Source organism: Streptomyces sp. NPDC017936 (assembly GCF_044328485.1).
Taxonomy (GTDB): domain Bacteria; phylum Actinomycetota; class Actinomycetes; order Streptomycetales; family Streptomycetaceae; genus Streptomyces.
The window spans coordinates 172,158-194,849 of the sequence record NZ_JBIRHK010000015.1 but is presented as its reverse complement, the minus strand read 5'-3'; the positions used below and the strand labels follow the sequence as shown (position 1 = coordinate 194,849).

At 75.4% G+C, this 22,692-nt stretch carries 16 protein-coding genes; 13 read left to right on the top strand and 3 right to left on the bottom strand.

Going from position 1 to position 22,692, the window contains the following annotated elements; all coding sequences use genetic code 11:
- Positions 1–203: 203 nt before the first annotated feature.
- Together ACH4F6_RS28890 and ACH4F6_RS28885 are read left to right on the top strand one after the other, a co-directional pair.
- Positions 204–1,931, top strand: coding sequence for a phosphatidylglycerol lysyltransferase domain-containing protein (locus ACH4F6_RS28890; protein WP_397963306.1), 1,728 nt, complete (start codon positions 204–206; stop codon positions 1,929–1,931).
- Positions 1,928–2,635 (top strand): hypothetical protein, encoded by a 708-nt coding sequence (locus ACH4F6_RS28885; protein ID WP_397963305.1) that lies wholly within the window; start codon positions 1,928–1,930, stop codon positions 2,633–2,635. Before ACH4F6_RS28890 ends, ACH4F6_RS28885 begins: the two co-directional genes overlap by 4 nt.
- 257 nt (positions 2,636–2,892) lie before the next feature.
- Here the strand turns inward: ACH4F6_RS28885 and ACH4F6_RS28880 are convergent, their stop codons facing one another.
- Positions 2,893–3,654, bottom strand: coding sequence for a hypothetical protein (locus ACH4F6_RS28880; RefSeq protein ID WP_397963304.1), 762 nt, complete (start codon positions 3,652–3,654; stop codon positions 2,893–2,895).
- Between the two features lie 61 nt (positions 3,655–3,715).
- On the opposite strand from ACH4F6_RS28880, the gene ACH4F6_RS28875 reads away from it, so the two are divergent.
- The 11 genes from ACH4F6_RS28875 to ACH4F6_RS28825 all read left to right on the top strand — a co-directional run bounded on the left by ACH4F6_RS28875 (position 3,716) and on the right by ACH4F6_RS28825 (position 21,284).
- Entirely contained in the window at positions 3,716–4,531 is an 816-nt protein-coding gene (locus ACH4F6_RS28875) for an adenosylcobinamide-GDP ribazoletransferase (RefSeq protein ID WP_397963303.1), read from the top strand.
- Positions 4,532–4,906: 375 nt separating this feature from the next.
- Positions 4,907–6,433 carry a leucyl aminopeptidase gene (locus ACH4F6_RS28870; RefSeq protein ID WP_397963302.1) on the top strand — a complete coding sequence of 509 codons (1,527 nt, stop codon included), beginning with the start codon at positions 4,907–4,909 and terminating at the stop codon, positions 6,431–6,433.
- 334 nt (positions 6,434–6,767) lie between these two features.
- Complete coding sequence (gene lpdA, locus ACH4F6_RS28865; protein WP_397963300.1) at positions 6,768–8,156, top strand: dihydrolipoyl dehydrogenase; 1,389 nt, start codon at positions 6,768–6,770, stop codon at positions 8,154–8,156.
- 61 nt (positions 8,157–8,217) lie between these two features.
- A complete protein-coding gene (sucB, locus tag ACH4F6_RS28860; RefSeq protein ID WP_397963299.1) occupies positions 8,218–10,077 on the top strand; it encodes a 2-oxoglutarate dehydrogenase, E2 component, dihydrolipoamide succinyltransferase in 1,860 nt (619 codons plus the stop codon).
- Between the two features lie 205 nt (positions 10,078–10,282).
- Positions 10,283–10,921 (top strand): GntR family transcriptional regulator, encoded by a 639-nt coding sequence (locus tag ACH4F6_RS28855; protein WP_397963298.1) that lies wholly within the window; start codon positions 10,283–10,285, stop codon positions 10,919–10,921.
- Positions 10,922–11,106: 185 nt separating this feature from the next.
- On the top strand, positions 11,107–15,759 hold the full coding sequence (locus ACH4F6_RS28850; protein WP_397963296.1) for an HAD-IC family P-type ATPase: 4,653 nt from the start codon (positions 11,107–11,109) through the stop codon (positions 15,757–15,759).
- 82 nt (positions 15,760–15,841) lie between these two features.
- Positions 15,842–15,982 carry a hypothetical protein gene (locus ACH4F6_RS28845; protein WP_397963295.1) on the top strand — a complete coding sequence of 47 codons (141 nt, stop codon included), beginning with the start codon at positions 15,842–15,844 and terminating at the stop codon, positions 15,980–15,982.
- A gap of 84 nt (positions 15,983–16,066) precedes the next feature.
- Positions 16,067–16,522 (top strand): hypothetical protein, encoded by a 456-nt coding sequence (locus tag ACH4F6_RS28840; protein ID WP_397963294.1) that lies wholly within the window; start codon positions 16,067–16,069, stop codon positions 16,520–16,522.
- Positions 16,523–16,892: 370 nt separating this feature from the next.
- Positions 16,893–19,595, top strand: coding sequence for a pyruvate dehydrogenase (acetyl-transferring), homodimeric type (gene aceE / locus ACH4F6_RS28835; protein ID WP_397963293.1), 2,703 nt, complete (start codon positions 16,893–16,895; stop codon positions 19,593–19,595).
- A gap of 101 nt (positions 19,596–19,696) precedes the next feature.
- The gene (locus ACH4F6_RS28830) at positions 19,697–20,680 is read left to right on the top strand and encodes a helix-turn-helix transcriptional regulator (protein ID WP_397963292.1); all 984 of its coding nucleotides are present in this window, start codon (positions 19,697–19,699) and stop codon (positions 20,678–20,680) included.
- An 85-nt stretch (positions 20,681–20,765) separates the two neighbouring features.
- Positions 20,766–21,284, top strand: a complete 519-nt coding sequence (locus ACH4F6_RS28825; protein ID WP_397963346.1) for a DUF4240 domain-containing protein — start codon at positions 20,766–20,768, stop codon at positions 21,282–21,284.
- A gap of 33 nt (positions 21,285–21,317) precedes the next feature.
- Here the strand turns inward: ACH4F6_RS28825 and ACH4F6_RS28820 are convergent, their stop codons facing one another.
- Entirely contained in the window at positions 21,318–21,572 is a 255-nt protein-coding gene (locus tag ACH4F6_RS28820; RefSeq protein WP_397963291.1) for a hypothetical protein, read from the bottom strand.
- Between the two features lie 72 nt (positions 21,573–21,644).
- A complete protein-coding gene (locus ACH4F6_RS28815) occupies positions 21,645–22,502 on the bottom strand; it encodes a peptidoglycan recognition protein (RefSeq protein ID WP_397963290.1) in 858 nt (285 codons plus the stop codon).
- Positions 22,503–22,692: the final 190 nt, after the last annotated feature.

Genomic DNA, 22,692 nt, shown 5'->3' with positions numbered 1-22,692 from the left:
GGCGACCCGGGCCGGCGGCGGGAAGGCCGCCGGACGACCGCGGGCAGGCGGCCCGAGCAGCGCCGGGAAGACGACCCGGCCGCACGACGCGAGGCGACCCCAGCAGCGCCGGGAAGGCGACCCGGACCGGCGGTGGGAGGGCGGCACAAGGAAGGGCGCCAAAAGAGCGGCTTGCCGGATGTGCGCCCATATGATCACCGCTCATGGGAGATGTCCGGGTCGCTTCCCGTCGGGCCGCCGCCCTCGCCGTCTGGTACCTGCGGGCCGTCGCCTTCGTCAACTTCCTCAGCGCGGTGTGGGTCTCCCTGGGGCAGGACGTGCGGCGGCACAACCAGGAGGACCACTTCACGCCGTACCTGCTGACGGCCGGGTTCGCCTCGGGCGTCTTCACCGCGTTCCTGGCCGTCACCATGCGGCGGCGCAAGCGGGCCGCGTGGATCCTCAACCTCGGGCTGAGCGGCGCCTTCCTGGTCCTGCTGGCGCTCGCCATGGCGTTCCCGGAGGTCCGGCGCCACCCGCAGAACTGGGTCTCCCTCGTCCTGACCGCCGTCTTCGTCGCCGCGCTGCTCGTCGGGCGCGGGGAGTTCTGCGCCAAGGGCGACCGGGCCAACCCGAGGCTCGCCGCGGCGGTGGGCGCCGGCGGGCTGCTCGGCGCCTCGCTGCTGGCCGCCCTGCTGGTCACCGTCACCGACCGGGCGCCGGGCCCGTCCACCTTCCTGGAACGCTGGCGGTACGGCGTCCTGCGCCTCGTCTCGGTCGCCGCCGACGAGTACCGGGTCCCCACCGTCGCCCCGCCCACCTGGGTCGACGTCGCCGTCAACGTCCTCAGCACGGTGCTCGTCCTCACCGTCCTCCACGCCGCCTTCCGCTCCCGGCGGGCCGTCGGCCCGCTCACCGCCGAGGACGAGAAACGGCTGCGGGAGCTGCTCGACCGGCACGGTGAACGGGACTCGCTCGGCTACTTCGCGCTGCGCCGGGAGAAGAGCGTGCGGTGGTCGCCGACCGGGAAGGCCGCCGTCGCCTACCGGGTCGTCGGCGGGGTGTCGCTGGCGTCCGGGGACCCGCTGGGGGACCCCGAGGCGTGGCCGGGGGCGATCGGGCCGTGGCTCGCCGAGGCGCGGGCCCACGGCTGGGTCCCGGCGGTGATGGGCGCGAGCGAGGAGGCCGGGACGGTGTACGCCCGGCACGGGCTGGACGCCCTGGAGCTCGGCGACGAGGCGATCGTGGAGGTCGCCGGGTTCACCTTGGAGGGGCGGGCCATGCGGACCGTGCGGCAGGCGCACAACCGGGTGAGGCGGGCCGGGTACGCCGTCCGCGTCCGGCGGCACGAGGAGATCGCCGCCGAGGAGATGGCCCGCCTCGTGCGGCGTGCCGACGCCTGGCGGGACGGGGCCGCCGAGCGCGGGTTCAGCATGGCGCTGGGGCGGCTCGGGGACCCGGAGGACGGGCGCTGCGTGATGGTGGAGTGCACCGACGCCGAGGGGCGCCTCAGGGCCCTGCTCTCCTTCGTGCCGTGGGGGCCGCACGGGCTGTCCCTGGACCTGATGCGGCGGGACCGGGACTCCGACAACGGCCTGGTGGAGTTCATGGTGATCGAACTCCTGCGGCACGCCCGGGAGATCCGGATCACCCAGGTCTCGCTGAACTTCGCCGTGTTCCGGTCGGTCTTCGAACGCGGTGCCCGCCTCGGCGCCGGTCCGGTGCTGCGGTTGTGGCGGTCGCTGCTCAGCTTCTGCTCCCGCTGGTGGCAGATGGAGTCGCTGTACCGCGCCAACGCCAAGTACCGGCCCGTCTGGGAGCCCCGCTACCTGCTCTTCGAGAAGGGCGCGGACCTGCCCCGCATCGGCCTCGCGTCGGCGCGGGCGGAGGGGTTCCTGGGGGCGCCGGGGCCGCGGTGGCCGCACCGCGCGCGTCCGGGGACCGGCCCGTGAACCGCGCCGTCCGCCGGGCCCGCGCCGAGTGGGGGCCGCTGTACGGGGCCGTGCGCCGGGCCCTGGTGGAGCGGGGCCCACGGGCGGTTCCGATGACCCTGGCGGCCGTGTGCCTGACCTCGGTCCTGCACGTCGTGCAGAACCGGTCCTGGGGCTACCGGTTCGTGCAGGACATCGGGGCGGTGCGGGCCGGGGACCCGCTGTGGCTCGCCCTGGTGCGCACCCCGCTCTCCCTGTTCGTCCCCGCCCTCGACCTGCCCGTGTGGGGCGCCCTCGCGCAGATCCTGCTCGCCCTCGGCGTCGCGGAGGTGTGCCTCGGCCGGTGGCGGACCCTGGCCGTCGGGTACGCCGCCACCCTCGCCGGCACGGCCTACGCCCGCGCGGGCATCGCCCTCGGCCCCGGCTCCCCGCTGGGGCTGCCCGCCGAGGACGCCCGGGTCGTGGACACCGGCCCGTCGGCCGCGGTGGTCGGCCTCGCCGTGTACCTCGGCTGGCGCCACCGCGCGTACGTCACGGCCGGCGCCGTGGTCCTGGCCATGGTGGCCGAGGTCCTCGTGAAGGCGAACCTGGCCGGCAAGGAGCACCTGGCGGCGGTCGCGGCGGTGGCGGCGCTGTGCGGAGCGTCGGAGGTCCGACGGCGGCGGAGGGGAGCGGATTCCCCGGAACGCCGGTCACCGCAGCGCACCCGGGGCGCGGAACCCTGACCGGCACGCGGCTCCACCGCGCGGACGCGCCGACCGCCCCCCCTCGCCACGACCGCCTGAAGGGGCGCGGGACCGTGTCCGGCACGCGGCTCCACCGCGCGGACGCGCCGACCGCCGCCCCCCCCTCGCCGCGACCACCCGAAGGGGCGCGGGGAACCGCGCGACCGGCCAGAGGAGACCCGCACCCGCCACACGGCTCACGCGCCCACCCCATCGGGCGCACACCGGCAGACGTCACCCCGGGAACGACAGCCCCCTCACCCCCGCCCCGCGGAGCGCAGTTCCGTGTCGGTCTTGCCGCCCAGCCAGTCCCCCACCACCCGCCGGGGCCGCGCCCACCGCCGGTCGTGGCGGTAGGCCCGCAGCGCCGCCCTGGCGCGGGCCCGCGGCCGCCGGCCGTAGAAGCGGCGGGCCCACCAGGAGCCGGGGCGGGCCAGGCGGACGAAGCCGATCAGACCGACGAACGGGACGACCACGCTGAAGACCGCCATCCGGGCCTTGCCCTTGCTCAGGACCGCCAGGGCGAACAGGAAGTTGACCAGCACGGTCGAGATCACGCCGCCCCGGTCCTGGCGCTCGCCGCGGCTCATGTCGTCGACCCCGAACGGCGAGAAGCCGACCAGCACCAGCCCGACCAGGGCGGCCGTGATGACGACGACCTCCACGCTCTTGCGGCCGGCCGCCGTCCAGTACACGTCGTCGAGGTGCAGGACCAGCGCGAACTCGTCCAGGACGAGCCCGGCGCCGACGCCGAAGACGATCGCGAAGGCGGCCGCGCCGAAGCCGTGCCGGGCGCTCGCCACGGCGCCGAAGCCGCCGATGACGATGAGGACGACGCCGGGGACCACGTGGTGGACGTGCACCCCGCCCGCGCTGACGTTGCCGAACGGGCCCTTCCCCGCGCGGATCAGGCGGGTGACGGCGCGGGTGACCACGAAGGTCAGGACGAAGGCGGCGAGGGCGAGCAGCAGCGGGAGCTTGCCGGGTTCGACGACGTTCCGCTGCAGCCAAGGTCCCATAAGCGCATTTTCGTCCCGGCCACCCGGTGGCGCCCCTCCGACCGCCGGGTAACCTGCGCCGATGCCGACGACCCCGCCCTCCCCCGCGTCCGAGTCCGCGCCGTCCGTGCTCGACGGCCTGCGCTTCGCCTTCGGCACGCTCACCGTGCTCCCGGTCCGGGTGAGCCGCTGGGACCGGGAGGCCGCGCGCGGGGGCATGCTCGGCGCCCCGCTCGTCGGGCTGGCCGTCGGCGGCTGCGCGGCCGGGCTCGGGGCGGCGGCGCTGTTCCTGGGCTCGGGTCCCCTGCTCGCCGCCGTCGCCTCCACCGCCGTGCCCGCCGTGCTGACCCGCGGGCTGCACCTCGACGGGCTGGCCGACACCGCCGACGGGCTGGGCAGCGGCAAGCCCGCCGAGGACGCGCTGCGGATCATGAAGCAGTCGGACATCGGGCCGTTCGGCGTGCTCACGCTGGTCCTCGTCCTGCTCGCCCAGGTGGCCGCGCTGGACCGGCTCTACGACGCCTCCTGGGCGCGGGGCGCCGTCGCGGCCGTCACCGCGGCCGTCGCGGGCCGGCTGGCGCTCACCCTGGCCGCGCGCTCCGGTGTCCCCGCCGCGCGGCCGGAGGGGCTCGGGGCGGCGGTCGCCGGGGTGGTGCCGGTGCGGTGGGCGCTCGCCGTGGCCGCCGCGGCCCTCTGCGGCGCCGGGGCCGCCGGCGCCCTCCTCGGCCCGTACGACGCCGGCCGCGCGGCCCTCGCCGTCCTCCTCGCGCCGGCCGCCGCCGAACTCCTCCTGCGCCGCTGCACCCGCCGCTTCGGCGGGATCACCGGCGACGTCTTCGGCGGCCTGGCGGAGACGGCGACGACGACGGCCCTCGTGACGTTCTGCCTCGGCGGCTAGACCGCGCCGCCTCCGCCCCGGCGGGCGTCCCCTCCGCGCGCGGGCCGTCCGCGGGTCCCCCGCGGCTCCCGGGCGTCCTCCGCGCGGCGTCCGTGTGACTTCGGCGCGACCCGGCGGGTGTGGCCCGGTCCCCGGAGTGCGAGGATCGGGACGTGGCCACGACGCCGACCGACGGATGAGGACGCGCGTGCGCGGGCGAACGCACACGCACGCGTACGCTCGTCCCGGGGTCCGCCGCGCCGGTTCGCCGCGCCGGTGGGGCCGACCCCGGTGGCGACCGCCCCCACGGCCCGGATCTAGGGTCGGCTGTCGGGCCCGGTCGACCCACACGTTCCGGCCACAGCAACTCCACATCGGAAGCGAGAATTCACCACCGTGACTGCTCTCACTCTCAGCACCGCCGCGGCGCCCGGCCTGCGGGCCGACGCGATCGTGATCGGTGTCGCCAAGGCCGCGAAGGGCCCGGTCGTCGCACCGGGCGCCGAAGCCGTGGACAAGGCCTACGACGGCCGGCTCGCCGGCGTCCTGGAGACCCTCGGGGCCACCGGCGCCGAGGGCGAGGTGACGAAGCTGCCCGCCCCGGCCGGCTTCAAGGCGCCGCTCGTGCTGGCGGTGGGTCTGGGCGGGGAGCCCGAGAAGGACGCCTCGTACGACGCCGAGGCGCTGCGCAAGGCGGCCGGTCTGGCCGCCCGCACCCTCGCCGGTTCCAAGAAGGCCGCCTTCGCCCTGCCCGTGACGGACGCCGGCGACGCCGGCGCGGTCGCCGAGGGCGTGGTGCTGGGCGCGTACTCCTTCGACGCCTACAAGGAGAACGGCAAGGACCCGAAGGCCAGGAACGGCAAGGCGCCGCTGGCCGAGGCCGTCCTGCTCGGCGCCAAGCCGCGCGACGCCGCCCACAAGGCCGCGCTCGCCCGTGCCGCCGCCGTCGGCGAGGAGCTCAACCGCGCCCGCGACCTCGTCAACACCCCGCCGAACGACCTCAACCCCGAGGCCTTCGCCGCCATCGCCCAGGCCGCGGCCAAGGAGCACGGCATCAAGGTGCAGGTGCTCGACGAGAAGGCCCTCGCCAAGGGCGGCTACGGCGGCATCCTGGGCGTCGGCTCCGGCTCCGCGTCGGCCCCGCGCCTGGTCAAGCTGTCGTACACCTCCTCCAAGGCGAAGAAGCACCTCGCCTTCGTCGGCAAGGGCATCACCTACGACTCGGGCGGCATCTCGCTGAAGCCCGCCGGGCACAACGAGACGATGAAGTGCGACATGAGCGGCGCCGCGGCGGTCTTCGCCGCCGTGGTCGCCGCCGCGCGGCTCGGCCTGGAGGTCGACGTCACCGGCTGGCTGGCCCTGGCCGAGAACATGCCGTCGGGCTCCGCCACCCGCCCGGGCGACGTGCTGCGCATGTACAGCGGCAAGACGGTCGAGGTCCTCAACACCGACGCCGAGGGCCGGCTGGTGCTCGCCGACGCGCTGTGGGCCGCCTCGCAGGAGAAGCCGGACGCGATCGTGGACGTCGCGACGCTGACCGGCGCGATGATGCTGGCGCTGGGCAGCCGGACGTTCGGCGTCATGGCGAACGACGACGCGTTCCGGTCCGCCGTGTTCGAGGCCGCCGAGGAGGTCGGCGAGCCGGCCTGGCCGATGCCGCTGCCGGAGCACCTGCGCAAGGGCATGGACTCCCCCGTCGCCGACATCGCGAACATGGGCGAGCGGATGGGCGGCGGCCTGGTCGCCGGCCTGTTCCTGCGGGAGTTCGTCGGCGAGGGCATCACCTGGGCGCACCTGGACATCGCCGGGCCGGCCTTCAACGAGGGCGGTCCCTTCGGGTACACGCCCAAGGGCGGGACCGGCACCGCGGTGCGGACCCTGGTGCGGCTCGCCGAACTGACCGCCGCGGGCGACCTGGGCTGACGCCCGCGTCCCGGGTGCGCGGGACTGTGCGCCTGGTCACTCGGGCCGTGCCGCCCCGGGGCGGCACGGCCGGTGCGCGGCCGGTCGCGCCGGTGCGGCACAGCCGCAGATCAGCACAGTCCCGCGCCCCGGGCGCGCCGCCGCGCCGCGCGCGGCGGAGAGGACCGTGGGGCGTCTCACACCGGAGCCCCGCGTCTCGTCCCCCTCCCACAAGTGCAAAGATGGGGCTCGGCAGGACAGGGCCCCACCACAGGGCCGAAGAAGAGCGGCCGGACACCAGCCGCCGGCGGTCAGCGACGACCGGCGCACGGCGCACATGCATGGAGGACGTGACGTGGCGAACGACGCCAGCACCGTTTTCGACCTAGTGATCCTCGGCGGTGGCAGCGGTGGCTACGCCGCGGCCCTGCGCGGGGCGCAGCTGGGCCTGGACGTCGCCCTGATCGAGAAGGACAAGGTCGGCGGCACCTGCCTGCACCGGGGCTGCATCCCCACCAAGGCCCTGCTGCACGCGGGCGAGATCGCCGACCAGGCCCGCGAGAGCGCGCAGTTCGGCGTCAAGGCCACCTTCGAGGGCATCGACATCGCCGGGGTCCACAAGTACAAGGACGGCGTGATCTCCGGCCTGTACAAGGGCCTGCAGGGCCTGGTCGCCTCCCGCAAGGTGACGTACATCGAGGGCGAGGGCCGGCTGTCCTCCCCCACCTCCGTCGACGTCAACGGGCAGCGGATCCAGGGCCGTCACGTCCTGCTGGCGACCGGCTCCGTGCCGAAGTCGCTGCCGGGCCTGGAGATCGACGGCAACCGGATCATCTCCTCCGACCACGCCCTCGTCCTGGACCGCGTGCCGAAGTCCGCGATCATCCTGGGCGGCGGCGTCATCGGCGTCGAGTTCGCCTCCGCGTGGAAGTCCTTCGGCGCGGACGTCACCGTCATCGAGGGCCTGAAGCACCTCGTCCCGGTCGAGGACGAGAACAGCTCGAAGCTCCTCGAGCGCGCCTTCCGCAAGCGCGGCATCAAGTTCAACCTCGGCACCTTCTTCTCCAAGGCCGAGTACACCGCCGACGGCGTCAAGGTCACCCTCGCCGACGGCAAGGAGTTCGAGGCCGAGATCCTGCTGGTCGCGGTGGGCCGCGGGCCCGTCTCCGCCGGTCTCGGCTACGAGGAGCAGGGCGTCGCGATGGACCGCGGCTACGTCCTGGTCGACGAGTACATGCGGACGAACGTCCCCACCGTCTCCGCCGTCGGCGACCTGGTCCCGACCCTCCAGCTCGCGCACGTCGGCTTCGCCGAGGGCATCCTGGTGGCGGAGCGTCTGGCCGGTCTGAAGACCGTCCCGATCGACTACGACGGCGTCCCGCGGGTGACCTACTGCCACCCGGAGGTCGCCTCCGTGGGCATCACCGAGGCCAAGGCCAAGGAGATCTACGGCGCGGACAAGGTCGTCGCTCTGAAGTACAACCTGGCGGGCAACGGCAAGAGCAAGATCCTGAACACCGCGGGCGAGATCAAGCTCGTCCAGGTCAAGGACGGTGCCGTGGTCGGCGTCCACATGGTCGGCGACCGCATGGGCGAGCAGGTCGGCGAGGCCCAGCTGATCTACAACTGGGAGGCCCTGCCGGCCGAGGTCGCCCAGCTCATCCACGCCCACCCGACGCAGAACGAGGCGCTCGGCGAGGCGCACCTGGCCCTCGCGGGCAAGCCGCTGCACGCGCACGACTGACCCTCGGTCGACGAACGCGACGACACAGACTTCCGCAATTCGTTAAGGAGCAACCGAAACCATGGCGGTTTCCGTAACCCTTCCGGCGCTCGGCGAGAGCGTCACCGAGGGCACTGTCACCCGCTGGCTGAAGGCCGAGGGCGAGCGCGTCGAGGCCGACGAGCCGCTGCTCGAGGTCTCCACCGACAAGGTCGACACCGAGATCCCCTCCCCGGCCGCCGGCATCCTGGCGTCCATCAAGGTCGCCGAGGACGAGACGGTCGAGGTCGGCGCCGAGCTCGCCGTCATCGACGACGGCACCGGCGCCCCGGCCACCGAGCAGGCCCCGGCCGCGGAGCAGGCCCCGGCCGCCGAGCAGGTCGCCCCGCCGGCCCCCGAGCCGGCCCCGGCCGCCCAGCCGTCCACCGAGCAGGCCGCCCCGGCCCCGGCTCCCACCGCCGAGGCCGCCGCCGGCGCCGGCTCCGCCGAGGGCACGGACGTGGTCCTGCCCGCGCTCGGCGAGTCCGTCACCGAGGGCACCGTCACCCGCTGGCTGAAGTCGGTCGGCGACACCGTCGAGGCCGACGAGCCGCTGCTCGAGGTCTCCACCGACAAGGTCGACACCGAGATCCCGTCGCCCGCCTCCGGTGTGCTGCTCGAGATCACGGTCGGCGAGGACGAGACCGCCGAGGTCGGCGCCAAGCTCGCCGTCATCGGCGCCCCGGGCGCCGCTCCGGCCGCCGCCCCGGCCCCCGCCGCTCCGGCCCCGGCTCCCGCGCCCGCCGCCCCGGCCGCGCCCGCCGCTCCGGCTCCGGCCGCCCCGGCCCCGGCCCCCGCCGCCCCGGCTCCGGCTCCCGCGCCGGCAGCTCCGGCCCCGGCTGCTCCGGCCGCCCCGGCCGCTCCGGCTCCGGCTCCGGTCCAGCCCGCGGCCCCGGCTCCCGCGCCGGCCGCTCCGGCCCCGGTCACCCCGGCCCCGGCCGCCCCGGCGCCCGCAGCGCAGGCCACGGACGAGGGCGCCTACGTCACCCCGCTGGTGCGCAAGCTCGCCGCCGAGCACGGCGTCGACCTGGCCTCCGTCAAGGGCACCGGCGTCGGCGGCCGCATCCGCAAGCAGGACGTCGTCGCCGCCGCCGAGGCCGCGAAGGCCGCCGCCGCCGCTCCGGCCCCGGCCGCCGCCGCTCCGGCCGCCGCCCGGAAGGCCCCGGCGCTCGAGGTCTCCCCGCTGCGCGGCCAGACCGTCAAGATGCCGCGCATCCGCAAGGTCATCGGCGACAACATGGTCAAGGCGCTGCACGAGCAGGCCCAGCTGTCCTCGGTCGTCGAGGTCGACGTGACCCGCCTGATGCGCCTGCGCGCCCAGGCCAAGGACGCGTTCGCCGCGCGCGAGGGCGTCAAGCTCTCCCCGATGCCGTTCTTCGTGAAGGCCGCGGCCCAGGCGCTGAAGGCCCACCCGGTCATCAACGCCAAGATCAACGAGGCCGAGGGCACGATCACCTACTTCGACTCCGAGAACATCGGTATCGCGGTGGACTCGGAGAAGGGCCTGATGACCCCGGTCATCAAGGGCGCCGGCGACCTGAACATCGCCGGCATCGCCAAGGCCACGGCCGACCTGGCGGGCAAGGTCCGCGCCAACAAGATCACCCCGGACGAGCTGTCCGGCGCGACCTTCACCATCTCCAACACCGGTTCGCGCGGTGCGCTCTTCGACACGATCATCGTGCCGCCGGGCCAGGTCGCGATCCTCGGCATCGGCGCCACGGTCAAGCGTCCGGCCGTCATCGAGACGGAGGAGGGCACGGTCATCGGCGTCCGCGACATGACGTACCTGACCCTGTCCTACGACCACCGTCTGGTGGACGGCGCCGACGCCGCGCGTTACCTGACCGCGGTGAAGGCGATCCTGGAGGCGGGCGAGTTCGAGGTCGAGCTCGGCCTGTAGTCCTCCCGGCACCCGGTGTCCGGTGCCCCCGTCCGGAAGCCCTCGGGCCGCCGGGCGGGGGCACCGCTCGTTTCCGGGGCGTGTAAGTCTCGTCTCACCTGCGGCAAAGCGCCCCCGCGCGCCCCTCCCGGACGGGCTCTCGGCCTTATTGTCTAAACGTCAAAGCCCTAGGGGCCGATGGGCGGCCCCTCCCTAAGGAGCCCTCATGACCGCGCCCGTCGTCCACTCGCTGCGCGAGCAGATCCGCGAGCACATCGTGGAGGGGATCGTCAGCGGGCGCTGGAAGCCGGGCGAGCGGATCGTGGAGCGGCGGATCGCCACCGAGCTGGAGGTCAGCCAGACGCCGGTGCGGGAGGCGCTGCGCGAGCTGGAGTCGCTGCGGCTGATCGAGTCCGCGCCGAACAAGGGCGTACGGGTGCGGAACCTGACCGCCGCCGACCTGGAGGAGAGCTACCCGGTCCGGGCCGGTCTGGAGGCGATAGCGGCGGAGCTCGCGGCCCAGCGGCTGGCGGAGGACTGCTCGGCGCTGGAGCCGCACGTGGCCGCCCTGTACGAGGCCGACCGCGAGGCGGACGGCACGGGCCAGGTGCGGCACACGGTGGCCTTCCACCGGGAGCTGGTCCGCGCGGCCGGCAACTCCGTGCTGCTGCACACCTGGGAGGGCCTGGGCATCGAGGTCTTCACCGCCCTGTCGATCCGCTGGCTGGGGACGCGGCAGCAGTCGTACGCCGAGGAGCACGAGGAACTGGTCCAGGCGTTCCGGCGGCGGGACCCCAGGATCGCCGAGCTGGTGAAGGCGCACGTCCTCGGCTGCGCTCCGCGCGCCGCCGAGCCGCTCGACTGACGGATCGCCGGGCCCCCGGCGCGGGTGCGCAGGACGCCGCCGCGGGCGTGTGCCCATACTGAGGGGAACCGTGTGTCCTCCGGGGCGCCGCCCGCGACCAACCGTCGGCCGATGGAGGACGCGTGATCCGGTCCGTGCTCTCCCCGTCCGCCCTTTCGCGTTCCGTTCTGTCAGCGTCCGCCGCGGTGGGTTCGGCTTTGTCGGCGACCGTCCGGTCCGCCACGGAACGGCTGGGTTCGGTACCGCCGTCGGGGGCGCCCCGGCACTGGCCGGTCGAGGGCGGTGTCCAGATCGAGGTACGGCGCCTGGGGCGGCCCGGCACGGCCGGCGCGGCGCGCGAGCTGGAGACCGCGCTGCGGGGTCTGCCGGGAGTGCGCCGCGCCGAGGTGAACGGCGCGCTGGGCTGTGTCCACGTCGGCTGCGGGCCGGAGACGGAGCTGGTGAGCGCGCTCGCGCTGGTCGCCGCCGCGGACGCGGGAGCGCCGGAGCCGGTGGCCGGGGAGGAGGGCGACGCGGCGCCGGGGGACGGCGAGCGGCGGGCGGCGGGGCCGGTCGGGTTCCCCGCGGCGGGGTCGGCGCTCGGGGCCGCCGTACAGCTCGGGGCGGGCGCGCTGGCGGTCGGGGTGGCGTCGGTCGGGAGCGCGCTGCGGCTGCGGGGTCTGCCACCGGTGGTGGTCTCGGCGCTCCAGCTGCTGGAGGCCACGCCGCGGTTGCGCGAGGGGGTCGCGGAGCGGATCGGCGACACGGCGGCGGAGTACGGGTGGACCGCGGCGAACCTGCTGGTGACGACCCTGTCGTTCCGGCCGCTCGGCGCCGCGGTGAACACCGTGCTGTCGGGGGCCCGGTACGCGGAGGCGCGGGCCCGCCGCGCGGCGTGGGAGGACTGGGCGCCCAGGCTGGCCGCGCGCGAGGGGGCGTACCGGCACGACGCGGCGCCGGCCTGCCGGCGGCCCGCCCCGCTGCCGCCCGGACCGGGCGAGCGGTACGCCAACCTCGCGGTGCCGGCGTCGGTGGCGGCGTACGGACTCACCTCGCTCGGCACGCTCAGCCATGACCGGGGGCTGGCGCTGCTCGCCGCGGGGACGCCGCGCGGGCCCCGCTTCGGCCGCGAGGCGTTCGCCTCCTCGGTGGCACGCGCCCTCTCCGGCCGGGGAGCGCTGGTCCTGCGCCCGCAGGTCCTGCGCCGCCTCGACCGCATCGACACGGTCCTCGTCGACGCCCGCGTCCTGACCACCGGCGGATGGGCGGTGGAGAACGTCCTCCGCCTGACCCCGACGGGCGAACCGTGGCCGAACGGCACGGGCGCCGACGGCGCGGGGAGCGGCCGGAAGGCCGAGGGGCCCGGCGAGCCGGGCACGGACACGGGTCCCGCCGGAACACCGTACGGCCGGGGCGTGGTCGGGGGCGGCGGGGACGGTGGGGGCGACAGCGGGGACGACGCCGGCTGGCCCGGTGACGACGAGGTGCACGCGCGGCTTCTCGAGCTGGTCGAGGCCGGGGGCGTCGGTGGACGGCCGGGCCGGGGCGGGAAGCAGGGGGCGGGCCGGCCGGCGGGGTGGGAACTGCGGTCGGCCGAGGGGGCCGGCGGCGTCGAGGGGGTGGGCGGCGAGGCGGCCTCGGTGATGGCGGGGTGGGGCGAGGAGGGGGCGCAGGTCGTCGTGGTCGTGCGGGAGGGGGTGCCGGTCGCCGTGGCCGGGCTGGTGCCCCCCCTGCATCCGCTGGCCCACCACTTGGTGCGGGCGGCGGGAGAGTGCGGCGGGGTGCGGCTGGTGGGCGGCCCGCCCGGGCTGCACCGCCGGTTCGGGCTCGCCGAAGCCGCCCCCACCGGGCACCGTCGTACGGCCGCGCTGGTGCGTTCCCTGCAGGCCGAGGGGCACGGCGTCGCCGTGGTCACGGCCCGGGCCCGCCGCGCCTTCGCCCGCGCGGACCTGGCCGTCGGCGTGCTCACCGGTACCCGGCACGTGCCGTGGGACGCCCATGTCGCCGCACCGCCGGACGTCGTCCATCTGCTGCTGACCGCCCTGCCGGAGGCCCGGCGGCTGAGCGTGCTGTGCACCCGTCTGGAGGGCGCGGGCGCGCTGACGGGATCGACGCTCTCCCTGCTCGTCCCCCGCCCCGGCGCCTGGGCCCGGGCCCAGCTGGTGTCCGACGGGGTGGCCGTCGCCGGGATCACCGCGGGCTTCTGGGCCGGCCGGCGGCTGCGCCGCCGCCCCGCCCCGGCGGCCACCGAGCGCACCCCCTGGCACGCCATGACGGTACGTCAGGTCATGGCGCGGCTCCACACCTCCTCCTGGGGCCTGGACGAGGCCGAGGCGGCCCGGCGCCGGCAGTCCGAGGGCCGTGTCCGGCACGACGGCCCCGTGACACTGGCCGGCCGGATCGCGGAGGAACTGGCCAATCCGCTCACCCCCGTCCTGGCGGTCGGCGGCGCCATCTCGGCGGCGCTGGGCTCGGTGACGGACGCCGTGCTGATCGGCGGTGTCCTCGGGACCGACGCCCTGCTGGGCGGGGTGCAGCGGCAGCGGGCCGACCGGGCGGCGGAGCGGCTGGTCGAGGCGACCTCGGTGCAGGCGCGCGTGCGCCGGGGGCACCACGCCGAGCCGGTCGAGGTGCCGGCGGAGCAGCTCGTGCGCGGCGATGTGATCGAGCTGCGGGCGGGGGACGCGGTCCCGGCCGACTGCCGGGTGGTGAAGGCGACGGGCCTGGAGGCCGACGAGTCCAGCCTGACCGGCGAGTCGCTGCCGGTCGCCAAGGGCTCCGCGCCGAACCCGGCCCGGGCGGTCGCGGACCGTACGTCCGTGCTGTACCAGGGCACGACGGTGGCGGCGGGGCACGCGCTCGCCGTGGTCGTGGCCACCGGGACCGCGACCGAGGCGGGCAGCGCCGCCGAGGCGGCCCCTGGGGCCGGACCGCCGGAGAGCGGTGTGCAGCGGCGGCTGACGGCGCTGGGCCGCTGGTTCCTGCCGATGTCGGTGGCGTCGGGAGTCGCGCTGTTCGCCGTCGACCTGCTGCGCGGAAGGCCGCTGGGCGCCGCCCTGGGCACCGCGGTCAGCCTGTGCGTGGCCGCCGTACCGGAGGGGCTGCCGTTCGTCGCCACCGTCGCGGAGCTGGCCGCGGCCCGCCGGCTGTCCGCCCGCGACACCCTGGTGCGCAGCGCCTCCACGATCGAGGCACTGGGGCGTACGGACGTGCTGTGCTTCGACAAGACGGGCACGCTCACCGAGGGCCGGATCAGCCTCCAGCAGGTGTCCGACGGGCTGGAGCGCCGGCCGCCCGACCGGCTCACCCCGGCGCTGCGGAGGGTCGTGGCCACGGCGGCCCTCGCCGGACCGCCGGGTCCGGCCTCGCAGCTGACCCACCCCACCGACCGGGCCATCGCGGCCGGGGCCGGCCTGCTCGGTGAGGCTCCGGCCCGGGCCGCCGGGCTCGGCTCGGACGACTGGGACCGGGTCTCGGAGCTGCCGTTCGAGCCGGGGCGGGGCTTCCACGCCGTGCTGGGGCGCTCGGGCGGCCGGGCGCGGATCGTCGTCAAGGGCGCGCCGGAGGTGGTGCTGGCCCGCTGCGAGCGGGTGCGCCGCGACGGCGACGACGAGCCGTTCGGCGACCGGCGGCGGGAGGCGACCGAGGCGGAGATCGACCGGCTGGGCCGGCAGGGGCTGCGGGTACTGGCGGTCGCCGAGCACGTCCTGGCGCCGGACGCGCCGCGGGACGACGACGCGCTCGCCGCGCTCGCGGACGTCAGCGACGAGAACCTGGACGGTCTGTGTCTGCTCGGCCTGCTGGGCCTCGCCGACCCGGTGCGGGCCACCGCCGCCGAGAGCGTGGACCGGCTGGCCCGGGCCGGGGTGCGGGTCGTCATGGTCACCGGCGACCATCCCAGCACCGCCGCCGCGATCGCCCGCGAGCTGCGGCCCGGACAGGAGCCGCGGCTGATGACCGGCACGGAGCTGGACGACCTCGACGACGAGGCACTCGCCCGGACCCTGCCGGGCGTCACGGTGTTCGCCCGGGTCACCCCCGCCCACAAGGTGCGCATCGTCGGCTCGCTGCGCTCGGCCGGCCGGATCGTGGCCGTCACCGGTGACGGCGCCAACGACGCGCCCGCCATCCGGATCGCCGACGTCGGCATCGCCCTCGGTTCGCGGGCGACCCCCGCGGCCCGCTCCGCCGCCGACGTGGTGGTCACCGACGACCGCATCGAGACCATCGTCGACGCCATCGTCGAGGGCCGGGCCATGTGGGCGTCGGTGCGCAAGGCGCTGGGCATCCTGCTCGGCGGCAACGTCGGGGAGATCGTGTTCACCCTGGCGACCGGCCTGCTCACCGGCGGCAGCGCGCTGAACGCCCGCCAGTTGCTGCTGGTCAACATGCTCACGGACATGCTGCCCGCCCTGGCGATCGCCGCCCGGCCGCCGGCCGGCGATCCCGGCAGGCTGCTCGCCGAGGGGCCCGAGGCCTCGCTCGGGGCGGCCCTGACCCGGCACATGCGGCTGCGCGCGGTCGTCACCACGGTGGCCGCCGCCGGCGCCTGGGGTCTCGCCCGGGCGACCGGTACCCGGGGACGCGCGGACACCGTGGCCCTGGTCGCGCTGGTCTCCTCCCAGCTGTTCCAGACGCTGCAGGACGCGGGCCGCGACCCCCTGGTCGCCACGGCCGTGCTGGGCTCGCTGCTGGCGCTGGCCGTGGTGGTGACCGTGCCGGGGCTCAGCCACTTCTTCGGCAGCCGGCCCCTGGGCCCCGTGGCCTGGACGATCGCGCTGACGTCGGCGGTGGTGTCCGCCCTCGTGCCCGTGGCGCTGCGGCGGGCCCGTCCGGCAAGGGAGAGTTCACCCCGATGACACCTTGCCGCCGCCTGCCGTACGGAGCGGGAACGGACAAAGGAGCAGTCCCCGTACGTTGCCCACGAAAGGCGGCCGAACCATGCCGCACCCCTTCACCACGGCCTTGACCCAGGTGGCGCTCGCCCTGCTCGAGGCCGCGCTGCTCCGCCTGGCCGCCACGCTCTGGAAGTCGTTCGCCGCGGGCGGGCACTCCGCGGCGCCGACGGTCGGCCACGCCTGATCGGCGAGGTATGCCCTGTTTATCCGCGCCGGGAGATGGAAGGCGGTGCAGGGAGAATTCCGCTCACACCCAGGGAGGACGACGATGACGTCCCCACGGACCCCGCCCATGCCCGAGCAGGGACCGGTCCCGCCGGGCCCGACCGGACAGACGGCACCCCCCACCGGCCAGGCCCAGCGGAAGGCCGGCGCGGAGGACCAGGAACACCACGCGGCCGGCAGGGTGCTGCACATGCACACCGCGCACCCGCGGGTCTCCATCCCCTACGTGACCCCCGGTGACATGTTCACCGGCGCCCGCTCGGCGACCTCGAAGCTGCCCTCGATGCGCAAGATGGCCTTCTACGGGGCCCTCGGCGGCATGGCCGCCCTGGAGGTCCTGGAGTGGCCGGTGGCGCTCGCCATCGGCGCCGCCACCGAAGTGATCACGCGGGAGCAGCGGCAGCGCGCCGCCCGCGAGCAGGGCGAACAACAGGAACGGCCCGTCACCGCGCCCGCCCGGCAGGAGACGCCGGCGTCCCCGCCGGTCGCCATGAGCTGACGCGGCCGCTTCACGCCGACACGGGAGCCGCGAGCCGGCACCCCCGCCGCGCACCGGCTCCGGGCACACCCCGGAGCCGTCCGCCCCGAGCGCACATGCGCACTCCCTTCCGGCTCATCTGAGCAGGGAAAACCGGCACGGCGTGCCCGTACCGCTGGCACGGAATGCCAACTTTGTCGCCGAGCGAAGTTTTTTGACCATCCCCCTTTGATCGATCATCGATCAGGGGGTTACAGTCGCCGACGGGCCGCGCGGCGGGGGCACACCAACGCCTCCGTACCACGGCCTCCGCCCTGTCCTGCCAAAGACCGAGGGCACCTGCGAACCCTTGCCGACGAGGGAACCCCCTTCGACTGAGGAAGGCGGCGACATGACCGACCCCAACGCCATCCAGCCGAGCGCGCTCGACCAGCTCCCCGACCGGGACCCGGAGGAGACCGCCGAATGGCAGGCCTCCCTGGACGCGGTCGCCAAGGCGGCCGGGCCGCACCGTGCCGCGTACCTGATGCGCCGCACGCTGGAGCGGGCCGAGGGCAACGGCATCGCGCTGCCCAAGCTGCTCGAGACGGACTACGTCAACACCATCCCCACCGCCGCCGAACCCGCCGTACCGGGTGACGAGGCGATGGAGGCCCGGATCACCGCCTGGAACCGCTGGAACGCGGCCGCGATGGTCACCCGGGGCAGCAAGCACGGCGTCGGCGGCCACATCGCCACCTTCGCCTCCGCCGCCTGGCTCTACGAGACCGGCTTCAACCACTTCTTCCGGGGCAAGGAGGCCGACGGCTCGGGCGACCAGCTCTACATCCAGGGCCACGCCTCCCCCGGCATCTACGCCCGCGCCTTCCTCGACGGCCGGCTGAACGAGTCCCACCTGGACAACTTCCGCCAGGAGGCGGGCGGCAACGGCCTCCCGTCGTACCCGCACCCGCGGCGCCTGCCCTGGCTGTGGGAGTTCCCGACCGTCTCCATGGGCCTCGGCCCGCTCTCCGCGATCTACCAGGCGCGCTTCAACCGCTACCTGACCAACCGCGGCATCAAGGACGTCTCCGCGTCCCACGTCTGGGCCTTCCTCGGCGACGGCGAGATGGACGAGCCCGAGTCGACGGCGGCCCTCGCGCTCGCCGCCCGCGAGGAGCTGGACAACCTCACCTTCGTCATCAACTGCAACCTCCAGCGCCTCGACGGCCCGGTCCGCGCCAACTTCAAGATCGTGCAGGAGCTGGAGGCCCAGTTCCGCGGCGCCGGCTGGAACGTGGTCAAGACGCTGTGGGGCACGGCGTGGGACGAGCTGTTCCAGCTCGACACCACGGGCGCGCTGGTACGCCGGCTGCGCGAGGTGCCGGACGCGCAGGTGCAGACGTACCAGACCCGCGACGCCGCCTACATCCGCCAGGACTTCTTCGGCAAGGACCCGGCGCTCGCCGAGATGGCGAAGCTGCTGAGCGACGACAAGATCCTCGAGTGCTTCCACCTCTCCCGCGGCGGTCACGAGGCGCGCAAGGTGTTCGCCGCCTACAAGGCCGCGCTCTCCCACAAGGGCGCGCCGACCGTGATCCTGGCCCAGACCGTCAAGGGCCACACCCTCGGTGAGGGCTTCGCGTCGAAGAACGCCAACCACCAGATGAAGAAGCTGACGGTGGACGAGTTCAAGACCATGCGCGACCTGCTGGAGCTGCCGATCCCCGACAGCCGGTTCGTCGACGGCGTGGTCCCCTACGGCCACCCCGGCGCCGACTCCCCCGAGGTCCGCTACCTCCAGGAGCGCCGCGCGGCCCTGGGCGGTCCGGCCCCGGCCCGCCGGGTGCACCCGGTCGCTCCGCTGCCCGCCCCGGCGGAGAAGGCGTTCGCCTCCTTCGACAAGGGCTCCGGCTCGCAGAACGTCGCCACCACCATGGCCTTCGTCCGCCTGGTCAAGGACCTGGTCCGCGACAAGGAGACGGGCAGGCGCTGGGTGCCGATCGTCCCCGACGAGGCGCGCACCTTCGGCATGGAGTCGCTCTTCCCGTCCCTCGGCATCTACTCGCCCAAGGGCCAGACGTACGAGCCGGTCGACCGCGACCAGCTGATGTACTACAAGGAGGCCGAGAACGGCCAGATCCTCAACGAGGGGATCACCGAGGCCGGTTCGATGGCCGACTTCATCGCCGCGTCCACCGCGTACGCCACGCACGGCGAGGCGATGATCCCGTTCTACATCTTCTACTCGATGTTCGGCTGGCAGCGCACCGCCGACCAGATGTGGCAGCTCGGCGACCAGCTCGGCCGCGGCTTCCTCGTCGGCGCCACGGCCGGCCGCACGACCCTGACGGGCGAGGGCCTCCAGCACGCCGACGGCCACTCCCCCGTGATCGCCGCGACCAACCCGGCCGCGCTGACCTACGACCCGGCCTTCGCGTACGAGATCGCCGTCATCGTCAAGGACGGTCTGCGCCGCATGTACGGCGAGGCGGCGCCCGGCGAGGACCCGAACGTCTTCTACTACCTGACCGTCTACAACGAGCCGCTGCCGCAGCCCGCGAAGCCGTCGGTCCCCGGCGTCGACGAGGGCATCGTCAAGGGCCTGTACCGCTTCAACACGGCGGAGTCGGCGGGCGTGACCGTGCCGGCCAACGCCCCGCGCATCCAGCTGCTCGGCTCCGGCACGGCGATCCACTGGGCCCTGAAGGCGCAGAGGCTGCTCGCCGAGGAGTGGGGCGTGGCCGCCGACGTGTGGTCCGCTACCTCCTGGACCGAGCTGCGCCGCGACGCGCTGGAGGCCGACGCGGCCCTGCTGCGCGGCGAGGAGCGCGTGCCGTACCTCCGTCAGGCGCTCCAGGGCGCCGAGGGCCCGGTGCTGGCGGTCTCCGACTACATGCGCCAGGTCCCGGACCAGATCGCGCAGTGGGTCGAGCAGGACTGGTCCTCGCTGGGCGCCGACGGCTTCGGCCTGTCGGACACCCGTGAGGCGGCCCGCCGGCACTTCGGCGTCGACGCCGAGTCGGTCGTCGTCGCGGCCCTGGCCCAGCTCGCCCGGCGCGGCGAGGTCAAGGCCACGGCGGTGAAGGAAGCGCGCGAGAAGTACGGCCTGTAGCGGTCGCGCCCGGAAGGGCGTCGCTTCATCGCTCCGACGGGAGGGGCACGGCGGTTCGCCGTGCCCCTCCCGTCGTCGGCGGCCCCCGGCATGATGGCCGTATGCGTGCTGCCCGGCTGATCAAGATGGTGCTGCTGCTGCAGTCCCGGCCCGCCATGACCGCCGCCGAACTGGCGCGGGAGCTGGAGGTGTCGGAGCGGACGGTCACCCGGGACGCGCAGGCGCTGTCGGAGGCGGGGGTGCCGGTGTACGCGGAGCGGGGCCGGGCCGGGGGTTACCGGCTGGTGGGGGGTTACCGCACGCGGCTGACCGGGCTGGCGCGCGGTGAGGCGGAGGCGCTGTTCCTGAGCGGGGTGCCGGGGGCGCTGCGGGAGATGGGGCTGGAGGACGCGGCCTCGGCGGCCCGGCTGAAGGTGTCGGCCGCGCTGCTGCCCTCGCTCCGGGACGCGCCGCGGACGGCGGCGCAGCGGTTCCACCTGGACGCGCCGGGCTGGTTCCAGGAGCCGGGGACGCCCGAACTGCTGCCGGTGGTCGCCCGGGCGGTGTGGGACGACCGGCGGGTGCGGGCCCGCTACCGCCGGAACGGGGCGGAGCCGACGCGGGAGGTGACGCGGGAGCTGGAGCCGTACGGGCTCGTGCTCAAGGCGGGGGTCTGGTACCTGTGCGCCCGCGTGGCCGGGGACGGGTCCTTCCGGACGTACCGGATCGACCGGTTCACCGGCGCGGAACCGCTGGAGGACCGCTTCACCCGCGACGAGGACTTCGATCTGCCCGGCTACTGGGCGGAGCAGGCCGAGCGGTTCGCCCGGTCGATCCTGCGGGCCGAGGTGGTCCTGCGGCTGTCGGAGGCGGGCGTGCGCGCACTGCCGTACGCCGTGGACCCCGTGGCGGCCCGGGACGCCCTGGCGCGGGCCGGGGAGGCCGGCGCCGACGGACGGGTGACGGTGGTGCTGCGGGTCGAGTCCGAGGACGTGGCCCACGCCCAGCTCACCGGGCTGGGCCCGGAGGCCGAGGTGCTGTCCCCGCCGTCGCTGCGCCGCCGCTTCGCCGCGGACGCGGCACGGCTGGCGGAGCTGTACGGCTGACGGCGGCTCACGGCGGACCCCCTCGTGACAATCCTCCGCACTCCGGGTGCGGCCCACCCGTCCAGGCACGATGCTGGGACGCGTGATGGACGAGACGGAGTTCTGGGAGCTGGTCGACGCGACCCGAGAGGCCGCCGAGGGCGATCCCGAGGACCAGGCCGACCTGCTCGTCGACCGGCTCCTGCGGATGGACCCGGACATGGTCCTGGACTTCGCCCGTCACTTCGAGGCGCGCTACAACCGCGCCTACACCTGGGACCTGTGGGGCGCCGCCTGGGTGCTGCTCGACGGGGCCAGCGACGACGCGTTCGACTACTTCCGGTGCTGGCTGATCGGGCAGGGCCGGGAGGTCTACGAGGGCGCCGTGCACGACCCGGACGCGCTCGCGGACCTGCTGGACGACTTCGACGAGGAGATCGACGGCGACGGCGAGGAGCTGGGCTACGCGGCCGACGAGGCCTACGAGCAGCTCACCGGGACCGTCGCCCCGGACCTGGGCATCGCGCCCGCCCCGGCCGAGCCCGAGGGCACGCCGGCCGACTTCGAGAACGAGGGGGCGCTCGCCGAGCGGTACCCGCGCCTGTGGGAGCGCTTCAAGGAGTGACACCCGCGCCGCGGCGGCCAGGGCGCGGGGCGCTCAGGCCGCGGCCCGGCGTCGCGCGGTGTCCGACGGGAGGTACGCCTGCTGCGGCCCGGCCCCGACCGCGTGGTGCAGCGGCGCCTTGTTGGCCTGCTCCAGTGCGGACGCGGTGGCCGCGGCCGGGCCCAGGACGACCGCGGCGACGGCGCAGACGACCGTCCAGGGGCGGCGGGCGGCCCCGGTCCGGCCGGCCCCGGTCCGGCCGGCCCCGTGGCCGGCGCTCCCCCGGGTCCTCGTACGGCTGCTGTCCATGATCCCCACCTCCGGTCGGCTTGTCCTGTGCCCGACCGTAGGGCGCGGGGCTGGGAGGACTCTGAACACCGCCTAGGGCATTCCTGTGAACGTCATGCCGGTCGCCCAGGTCCTGCCCTGGAGACGGGCCGCCGTCCGGCGGATCTCCGGGAGGCGGGCGCTCAGGGCGGCGCCGGGGCAGCTGGTCATGTAGCCGTCGTTGTGGCCGGCGAGGGTGGGCAGGGTGGCCGTGGCGCCGGCGGCGTACCGGCTGTGACTGTTGCTGGAGGTCAGACGGACCGTGGTGCGCGGGTCGACGTCGGCCAGGCCGAGCTTCCAGGCGGCCAGCGCGGCGATCGCGTCGACCATCGGCTGCGGCACCGGGACGCCCGCGGTGAAGGTGCCGAGGGCGGCGATGCCGGCCGTGCGGTGGTTGAAGCCCTGGGTGTGCGCGCCCGTGACCGCGCGGTCGACCCCGCCGGCCCGGCCCTCGTAGACGGTGCCGCAGCGGTCGACGAGGAAGTGGTAGCCGATGTCGTCCCAGGCGCGGTGGCCGGTCTGGCCCGCGTACAGGGAGCGGATGATGCGGGGCGCGTCGGCGCAGTCGTAGCCGTTGGGCGAGTCGGTGTGGTGGACGAAGACGGCGACGACCTTGTCGTCGTAGCGCGGGGGCGGCTGGGCGCGGTGGGCGAGGTCGGCGAGCCATGCGGTGCGCGGCACGATGCGCGGCCGGGCGGCGGTGTGCGCGGGCGCGGCGCGCACGCCGGCCGCGTGGACGGAGCGGGCGTCCGTGGCGGCGTCCCCGACGCCCTCGGCGCACAGCGCCAGGGCGAGGACGGCGGTCAGTCCGGGCAGACAGCCCAGGAGGAACAGGAGCGGGTCCGGCGACCGCGCCGGGCCCCGTCGCCGCGTCCCCCGCGGACGGCGCAGGACCTGTCGGATGGCACGCATGGTCCCACTGTCGGCTCGTTCCGGTCCGCCCGCGACGCGTGCTGTGCCACCTGGCGGAACCGTCGTCCCGGTCCACGGCGTTCCCGGGTGCGCGCGGGACGGCCGGCCGGGACGGCCGCCCGCGCGCGGCCCGGCTCACCGCTGGTCGCCGGGCCCGGTGACGACGGGGTCGGCGACGGCGCCGGGGGAC